The 7718-nt window shown below is 73.1% G+C and carries 7 protein-coding genes; 1 reads left to right on the top strand and 6 read right to left on the bottom strand.

Annotation, left to right across the window (positions count from 1 at the left end; genetic code table 11):
• Positions 1 to 354: 354 nt before the first annotated feature.
• On the bottom strand, positions 355 to 1176 hold the full coding sequence (locus ACFU5F_RS41715) for an ABC transporter permease (RefSeq protein ID WP_383898828.1): 822 nt from the start codon (positions 1174 to 1176) through the stop codon (positions 355 to 357).
• Positions 1173 to 2231: an ATP-binding cassette domain-containing protein gene (locus tag ACFU5F_RS41710; RefSeq protein WP_383898826.1), complete on the bottom strand. Its 1059-nt coding sequence runs from the start codon at positions 2229 to 2231 to the stop codon at positions 1173 to 1175. Before ACFU5F_RS41710 ends, ACFU5F_RS41715 begins: the two co-directional genes overlap by 4 nt.
• 264 nt (positions 2232 to 2495) lie before the next feature.
• Between ACFU5F_RS41710 and ACFU5F_RS41705 the strand changes: the two genes are divergently transcribed.
• Positions 2496 to 3443 (top strand): aromatase/cyclase, encoded by a 948-nt coding sequence (locus tag ACFU5F_RS41705; protein WP_383898824.1) that lies wholly within the window; start codon positions 2496 to 2498, stop codon positions 3441 to 3443.
• A 63-nt stretch (positions 3444 to 3506) separates the two neighbouring features.
• On the opposite strand, the gene ACFU5F_RS41700 is transcribed toward ACFU5F_RS41705, so the two are convergent.
• From ACFU5F_RS41700 to ACFU5F_RS41685, 4 genes are all read right to left on the bottom strand, one after another.
• Complete coding sequence (locus ACFU5F_RS41700; protein WP_383898822.1) at positions 3507 to 3776, bottom strand: acyl carrier protein; 270 nt, start codon at positions 3774 to 3776, stop codon at positions 3507 to 3509.
• A gap of 89 nt (positions 3777 to 3865) precedes the next feature.
• On the bottom strand, positions 3866 to 5092 hold the full coding sequence (locus tag ACFU5F_RS41695) for a ketosynthase chain-length factor (protein ID WP_383898821.1): 1227 nt from the start codon (positions 5090 to 5092) through the stop codon (positions 3866 to 3868).
• A complete protein-coding gene (locus ACFU5F_RS41690; protein ID WP_383898819.1) occupies positions 5089 to 6357 on the bottom strand; it encodes a beta-ketoacyl-[acyl-carrier-protein] synthase family protein in 1269 nt (422 codons plus the stop codon). Before ACFU5F_RS41690 ends, ACFU5F_RS41695 begins: the two co-directional genes overlap by 4 nt.
• A gap of 8 nt (positions 6358 to 6365) precedes the next feature.
• Positions 6366 to 7457, bottom strand: coding sequence for an acyltransferase domain-containing protein (locus ACFU5F_RS41685; RefSeq protein ID WP_383898817.1), 1092 nt, complete (start codon positions 7455 to 7457; stop codon positions 6366 to 6368).
• Positions 7458 to 7718 lie beyond the last annotated feature (261 nt).

The raw sequence follows: 7718 nt of genomic DNA, 5'->3' as shown, positions 1-7718 counted from the left end.
GGCGGGGGGGGGCCCCCCGGGGGTGGCGCCTCGGCCCCCCGCCCCCCCCCGCCAACCCCCCCACGACAGCCGCGCGCCCGCGCCACCCCGGGGGAGGGGGTGGCGCGGGCGGCGGGCCGGTACCCGGAGGCTATGAGCCGGAGGGACCGTCGCCCGGGTACAGCCCCGCCACACCCAGCAGCGGCCCGGGCCCGCGAAGGTGGCGACGAAGGAGGTGCGGCCGCGGGCGCCGGGCCCGGACGTCACCAGGAAGGCATAGGGGTCCTCCGGCCGGGCCCCGGCGACCGGAGTCGTCCTCGCCGGTGAACGAGGCATGGACCTCCGAGGCGGTCGGGTCCACGCTGCTGCTCATCCTCACCGTCCGGAACGGCCGAAGAGGGAGACCGCCGCGGGCACGGTCACCAGCATGACGCCGAGGGACCAGCCGACCGCCGTCAGCACCGTCCCCGTGGACGCGGACCCGGTGTTGATCAGCGCGCGGCACCCGTCCGCCAGGTTGGACAGCGGGTTGACGTCCGTGAACGCCTGGAGCCAGCCCGGCATGGTGGCCGTCGGCGCGAAGACCGAACTGCCGAACTGCAGGGGGAGGACGGCGACCATGCCCAGGCCCTGCACGGCCTGCGGGCTTTTCAACGCCAGCCCCAGCAGCACCGAGACCCACAGCAGCGCCACCCCGAACAGTCCCGTGAGGCCCACTGCTCCCAGCAGCCCCAGCGGTCCGCCCGGCACCTCCATGCCGAGCAGGAACGCCACGCCCAGCAGCACCGCCGTGGCGGCGGCCATCCGCCCGCACTCCACGACCACCTTGGCGCTCAGGACGGACGCCCGGTGGATCGGCAGGGACCGGAGACGGTCCATCACGCCGGTCTTGAAGTCGGAGTTGATGCCGACACCGGCGGTCATGGCGATGTTGACCGCCATCATCGCCATCAGCCCCGGCATCACGTACTGGACGTACTCCTTCTGGCTGCCGGCGACCGCGCCGCCGAAGACGTACACGAACAGCACGGTGTAGATCACCGGCATCAGCAGGATGTCGAACAGGGAGTCGGGGTCGGCCTTGATCTGGAGGAGGTTCCGCCGGGTCAATGCGCTCACATGCGCGAACCCGCGCCAGGCGCCGCCGCCGCTGCCCCCGCTCCCGCCCCTCGCGGGCGCCACGCCCGTCACACTCATACGAGAGCCACCTCCTCCTGGGCCGCCGCCCCGGCCGCCTCCGCCGCTCCGGCCGACGTCGCCCCGGCGGACCCGCGGGCGCGGTCGCCCGCCCCGGTCAGTGTCAGGAACACCTCGTCCAGGCTGGGCAGCCGGGTGTCGATGGCGGCCAGGGCGAACCCGCGCGCGCCCAGCACCCCGATCACGGCCGTCAGATGCTCGCTCCCGCGCAGGGGCACCCGCAGCACCGCTTCCTCCGGGTCCACCACGCTCGTGCCGTGCTCCGCCAGCCCCGCTTCCACCAGCGCCTGCCGCACGGCGGCCAGCTCGTCCTGCCGCTCCGGCCGGACGCACAACTCCCGCACCCCGACCCTGGCCTTCAGCTCCTCCACGGGCCCGCCCGCGATCACCCGCCCCCGGTCGATGACGGTCAGCTCGTCGGCGAGCCGCTCCGCCTCCTCCATGTACTGGGTGGTGAGGAGCACGGTCGTCCCCGCCGACGCGAGCCCCTTGACCTCGTCCCACACCTCGTTGCGGGTACGGGGATCGAGCCCGGTCGTCGGCTCGTCGAGAAAAAGCACCGTGGGCCGCCCCATCACGCTGGCGGCCAGGTCGAGCCGCCGCCGCATGCCGCCGGAGTAGGTGGCGGCCTGCCGGCCGGCGGCCTCGGTCAGTGAGAACCGCTCCAGGAGTTCGTCGGCGCGCGCCCGGGCCGCCCTGCGCGGCATGTCCAGCAGCCGCCCGATCAGGTAGAGGTTCTCCCACCCCGAGAGCTTCCCGTCGACGGAGGCGTACTGCCCGGTGAGCCCGATGCTGCGGCGCACGTCCCGGGGGCTGCGCTCCACGTCGTGGCCGTCCACCGCAGCGGTGCCCGCGTCGGCTCGTACCAGGGTCGAGAGAATCCGTACCAGCGTCGTCTTGCCGGCCCCGTTGGGCCCGAGCACACCAAGGACGGTCCCGCGCCGCACAGTCAGGTCCACTCCGTCGAGAGCGGTCACCTCCGACTGCCCGCCGTAGCGCTTGACCAGCCCTTGGACGACGACCGCGGAGGTGTCCGTCCATGCCAGTGGTGTCATACCCGCAGTGCACCGTCCGGCTCTACACAATCCCCATACTCGGCGGCCCGCGGCGCCGGCCGCGTACGTCCTGTACACCATGCTCAGCGCCGCGGGTCGAGCCGATGTCCTACGACAGTCGGTCGAGCCGATGTCCTACGACAGTCGGCAGCCAGAGTGCCTCCCTGCTGCCGGACCGAGACACAACCGGTCATCCAGTCGGTCTCCACTGCCGCTGGAGTGGCGGCCCCGAAACTCGCGGGGACATCGTGAAAGGGGCACTTCATGCCGGACTCAGGCGTCGTAAGGACGCGTCATGCGATCGATGTGGCGGCCGAGCCCAAGGCCGTGTACGAGCTGATCGCGGCGGCGGAGGACTGGCCGCACGTCTTTCCTCCCACCGTGCACGTGGAGAAGCTCGACGGGAACGGCCGCTCGGAACGGCTGCGGATCTGGGCCTTCGCGAACGGGGAGGTGCGGTCGTGGACCTCCCGCCGCGAACTGGATCCGCGTGCGCTGCGGGTGACGTTCCGCCAGGAGGTGTCGTCGGCGCCGGTCGCGTCGATGGGCGGCGAATGGATCATCGAGGCCACGCCGGGCGGCAGCAGTGTCGTGCTGCTGCACGACTTCACCGTCGTCGACGACGACCCGGCGGACCGCGCGTGGGTGGAGCGGGCCGTCGACACCAACAGCGGCTCCGAGCTGGCCGCGCTGAAGGCGACTGCCGAGTCCCTGGCGGTGGATCCGAGGGCACTGCTGTCGTTCGCCGATCACGTCGACGTCTCGGGCCCGCGGCAGGAGGTGTACGACTTCCTATGGCGAGCCGACCTGTGGGAAGAGCGGCTTCCGCATGTGCGTCGGCTCGTGCTGACCGAGCCCGGCGATGACCTGCAGACAGTGGAGATGGACACCCGCGCCGCCGACGGTTCGGTGCACACGACCAAGTCGGTACGGGTCGGCTTCGCACCGGACCGGCTCGTGTACAAGCAGATCCAGGTGCCGCCGCTGATGACCGCGCACACCGGCCGCTGGACCGTCGAGCCGACCGAGCACGGGGTGCGCGCCACCTCGCACCACACGGTCGTCCTGCGCCCCGAGCGGGTGCGAGAGCTGCTGGGCCCCGAAGCCACCCTGGAAACGGCCCGTGACCTCGTGCGCCAGGCCCTCGGCAGGAACAGCACGGCCACCCTCACTCTGGCCAAGGAGGCCGCGGAACGCGCCGTGTCCCGTTGACGTCGGGCGAACGGGAAAGGGCGGGGCCCCGGAGATTCCGGGGCCCCGCCTCCGTGTTCCCGTTCAGCTTCCCGACAGGGAGGAGTTGACCAGTTCGACGAAGGCCCGGGGGGTCTCGGCGCCGTCCAGGTCCTCGTCGGGGAGGGCGACCCCGTAGGCGCGGGTGATACGGCCGGCCACCTCCAGCAGGGCGAGGGAGTCGTAGCCGAGGTCCGTGAACGACACGTCGGCGATGTCCCCGCTCAGGTCGACACCCTCGTCCTCGCCGGCCGACTCGCGCAGGATGCGGGTGAAGTCGTCGATGCTCAGTGCCGTGACCCCGTTGGCGCTCATGGTGGGTTCCTTCCGTTGGTTTCGTACGCGTTGGTTCACCGGTCGTGCCGGTGGTTCGGGTGGTCCTGTGGTTCCGGAGCCGCGGCGGTTCAGTTCGTGTGCGTGACCACCGCGGCCGCGTTGAAGCCGCCTTCGCCGCGGGCCAGGACCAGCGCGGCGTCACCGACGAGCGGGCGTGCTTCGCCCGTCACCAGATCCACGGGGCAGTCCGCCGCGACCGAGGTGACGTGCGCGGTCGGGGGGATGCTGCCGTCGCGCAGGGCGAGCAACGCGGATACCAGGTCGAGGGCGGCACCGCCCGCGTACAGGCGGCCGGTCTGTGCCTTCGGTACCGCGACCCGCACCCCGCGCGCGCCGAACACCGCGGTGATCGCGGCCGCTTCGGCACGGTCCGCCTCGGGTACGCCGGCCGCGTCCGCGAAGACGACGGCGATGGCGTCGGGCGTGCGGTCCGCGTCCGCGAGGGCGGCGCGGATCGCGCGCTCCAGACCGTCGGCCCCGGGGTCGCGCGGATCGGGGTCGAACGTGGCCGCGTACCCGGCGAGTTCGCCGTACACGCGGGCACCGCGCTCCTCGGCGGACACCGGGTCCTCCAGGACCAGGTACGCGCCGCCCTCGCCCGGGACATGGCCCGAGGCCGCCTCGTCGAAGGGCAGGTACGCGCGGTCGGGGCGGTCCTCGGCGCTGAGCCGGCCGGAGGCGAGCTGACCCGCGAGGCCGAGCGGGCACAGGGCGCCGTCGACCCCGCCCGCGAGCATCACCTTCGTGCCCTTGCGGATCTGCCGCCGCGCGTGCCCGATCGCGTCGAGCCCGCCGGCCTGGTCGGTGACGACGGCGCTGCTCGGGCCCTTCAGCCCGTGCCGGATCGAGATCTGGCCGGTGTTGACGGCGTAGAACCAGGCGAAGGACTGGTACGCGCTGACGAACTGGCCGCCCTTGCTCCACAGGTTCTGCAGCTCGCGCTGGCCGAACTCGAAGCCACCCATCGACGAGGCCGAGGAGACGCCCGCCTCGTAGGGTGACAGGGCGGTGAGATCGATGCCGCTGTCCTTCAGGGCCTCGTCCGCCGCGTACAGGGCGAGGCGGGTCATGTGGTCGGTCTGGGGCAGCAGCCGGCTCGGGATGTGCGCGGTGGCGTCGAAGCCGGGCACCTCGCCGGCGAGCCGCACCCGGTAACCGGAGGCGTCGAAACGGGTGATCTCCGCGATGCCGTTCGCGCCCTCGACGATGGCCGACCAGTGGGCGTCGGCGCCTAGGCCGGTGGGGGCGGCAACGCCGAGGCCGGTGATCACGGGGCGGGTGGCGGTGGCCGTCACGCGGCACTCCTTTCGGGACGGGCGAGGACGACGGCGCTCTGGAAACCGCCGAAGCCGCTGCCGACGCTGAGCACCGAGTCGACCCGGGCCTCCCGCGCGGTGTTCGGTACGTAGTCGAGGTCACACAGCGGGTCGGGCTCGTGCAGGTTCGCGGTCGGCGGGATCAGGCCGTTCTCCATCGCGAGGACACACGCGACGAGTTCGAGCGCGCCGATCGCGCCGAGCGAGTGCCCGATCATCGACTTGATGGAGCTGACGGGCACCCGGTGTGCGTGCTCGCCAAGCGACGTCTTGAACGCGGCGGTCTCGTGCCGGTCGTTCTGCTTGGTGCTGGAGCCGTGCGCGTTGACGTAGTCGATCTGCTCGGGCGCGAGCCGCGCCTCCGCGAGCGCGATCCGGATCGCCTCGGCCATCTCCGCGCCGTCCGAGCGCAGTCCCGTCATGTGGTACGCGTTGCTGAGCGTGCCGAATCCGGCGACCTCGGCGTAGATCCGGGCGCCGCGGCCCCGTGCGTGCTCCAGTTCCTCCAGGATCAGCACTGCGGCGCCTTCGCCGAGGACGAGCCCGTTGCGGGTGTTGTCGAAGGGGCGGGAGGCGTGCTCGGGGTCGTCGTTGCGGGGCGTGGTCGCCTTGATGGCGTCGAAGCAGGCGAGGGTGATCGGGGAGATCGGCGCGTCGGTGCCGCCCGCGACGATGACGTCGGCGCTGCCCTCGCGGATCAGATCGGCACCGTGGCCGACGGCGTCGAGGCCCGAGGTGCAGCCGTCGGAGACCAGCGACACCGGACCCTTGGCGCCGACCTCGCGGGCCAGTTCGGCGGCCAGCGAGCTCGGCACGAAGTGGTCGTAGAGCCGGGGCACGGCGTACGCGGGGTCGACGAGCCAGTGGGCGCCGCCGTCGCTCAGGACGACGTACTCGTTCTCCATCGAAGTGGTGCAGCCCACCGCGCAGCCGAGCGACACACCCGTGTGCGCGGCCTGCGGGGTCGTGAGGTCGAGGCCGGAGTCGGCCAGCGCCTCCCGGGCGGCGACCAGCGCGAACTGGCCCGCGCGGTCGAGCCTGCGCTCCTCCTGCGGGGAGAGTCCGGCCGCCGCGGGCTGGAGGTCGACCTCGGCCGCGACCTGGGAGCGGTACGGGGTGGCATCGAAGAGGGAGATGGTGCGGGTGGCCGTCCGCCCGGTCGACAGCAGATCCCAGTACCTCTTGATCCCTGTTCCCCCGGGCGCCACCGCACCGATTCCGGTTATGACGACGCGTCGTTCCATGGGCATCCTCACTCGCTGTCGGCGGGAACCGGCGCTCCGGCCCCTGATCGCAACCGTGTCAAGCCGGTCTGGAGACCCGCTCGAACCGGCCTGGACACTTGTGCGGTCGCATCGGCGGCCGGTCCTGCGGGTACGCCTGCGAGTTCGTTGAGGGCCCTGTCGAAGGCCTCGCGCTCGGCGTCGGGTTCGCCGGGGCGCGCGGGCAGCAGACCGACCGCACGGGAGCCCCCCTTCGCGACCCGCGGATGGCTGCGCGCGAGCGCGGTGAGCCCCTGTCCGGGGCCCGCCTCCGCGAGCACCACGTCCCGCTCGGCGAGCAGCACGTCGAGCGCCGGCCCGAACAGCACGGGACGTGCGGGCTGGAGCGCCCAGAACCGCGGGTCCCGGGCCCGTTCGTAGGTCAGGGGCCCGGGCTCGTACGCGGAGTGCAGCACCAACCGGGGCCGACGGATCGACACCGAGGCGAGCAGCGGCAGCGCGCGCAGGGCCGCTTCGGTGAGCACCGGGCTGTGGAACGGGTTGAGTGCGCGAGCCCTGCGGCAGGTGAAGCCGTCGGCGCGCAGCTTCTCCTCGGCGGTGCGCAGACCGTTCTCGGGGCCGGCGAGCAGCACCTGGCGGGGCGCGTTGACGGCGCCGACGACGACCTCGTCCGTCGTGTACGGGGCGACCTCGTCGGGTCTTGCCCGCACGGCGAGCATGCCGCCCGGCGGGGTGCCGTCGAGCTGGGCGATGCGGTCCGCCATCAGGGCCACGGCGTCGGCCGGGTCGAAGACGCCGGCGAGGGTGGCCGCGGCGACCTCTCCGACGCTGTGCCCGAGCAGGGCCGCGGGCCGCACCCCGGCGTCGAGGACCGTCCGGCCGACAGCCCAGTTGAGCGAGAACAGCAGCGGCTGCGCGGTGCGCGGACCGTCGGCCTCCGGGCCGGTGCGGGCGGCGAGCCAGTCGGCGCGCAGGTCGAACCCGTGCGCACGCCACAGCTCCAGGACCTCGTCCATGCGGGTCCGGAAGCCCGGGTGGGCGTAGTACAGGCCGACGCCCATGCCGGGCTGCTGCGCGCCCTGTCCGGGGAACAGCAATACGGCCGGCTGCGGTGCGGTCACGGCGGGTCTCCTCTCTTCGCTGTCCCGCCATGCTGGGGGCGCTGCCTGGAGCCTCGGTCGACCCGGGGCACAACGGCCGCGGCCGGGCGGCGCGGCTCCCGCACGGCCCTCGTGCCGTCCCGGAGCGGCCCCGGACCGGGCCGCTCCAGCCGTTCTGGACCACCTGTCCACCGACCGGCCGGAGTGTTGTCCCCAGCCGGAGGCACGCGACCCGTCGCCCCGGTGCGCCGCGGGCAGAACGACGGCCGCCGGACCGGGCAC

Source organism: Streptomyces sp. NPDC057438, assembly GCF_042802995.1.
GTDB lineage: Bacteria > Actinomycetota > Actinomycetes > Streptomycetales > Streptomycetaceae > Streptomyces.
Note: the sequence above shows the minus strand (reverse complement) of the source record. Positions and strands in the feature narration are given on the sequence as shown.

Coding starts and splice junctions, on each gene's coding strand:
- ACFU5F_RS41715 (WP_383898828.1), bottom strand. CDS start 1,176: ATGAGTGTGACGGGCGTGGCGCCCGCGAGGGGCGGGAGCGGGGGCAGC.
- ACFU5F_RS41710 (WP_383898826.1), bottom strand. CDS start 2,231: ATGACACCACTGGCATGGACGGACACCTCCGCGGTCGTCGTCCAAGGG.
- ACFU5F_RS41705 (WP_383898824.1), top strand. CDS start 2,496: ATGCCGGACTCAGGCGTCGTAAGGACGCGTCATGCGATCGATGTGGCG.
- ACFU5F_RS41700 (WP_383898822.1), bottom strand. CDS start 3,776: ATGAGCGCCAACGGGGTCACGGCACTGAGCATCGACGACTTCACCCGC.
- ACFU5F_RS41690 (WP_383898819.1), bottom strand. CDS start 6,357: ATGGAACGACGCGTCGTCATAACCGGAATCGGTGCGGTGGCGCCCGGG.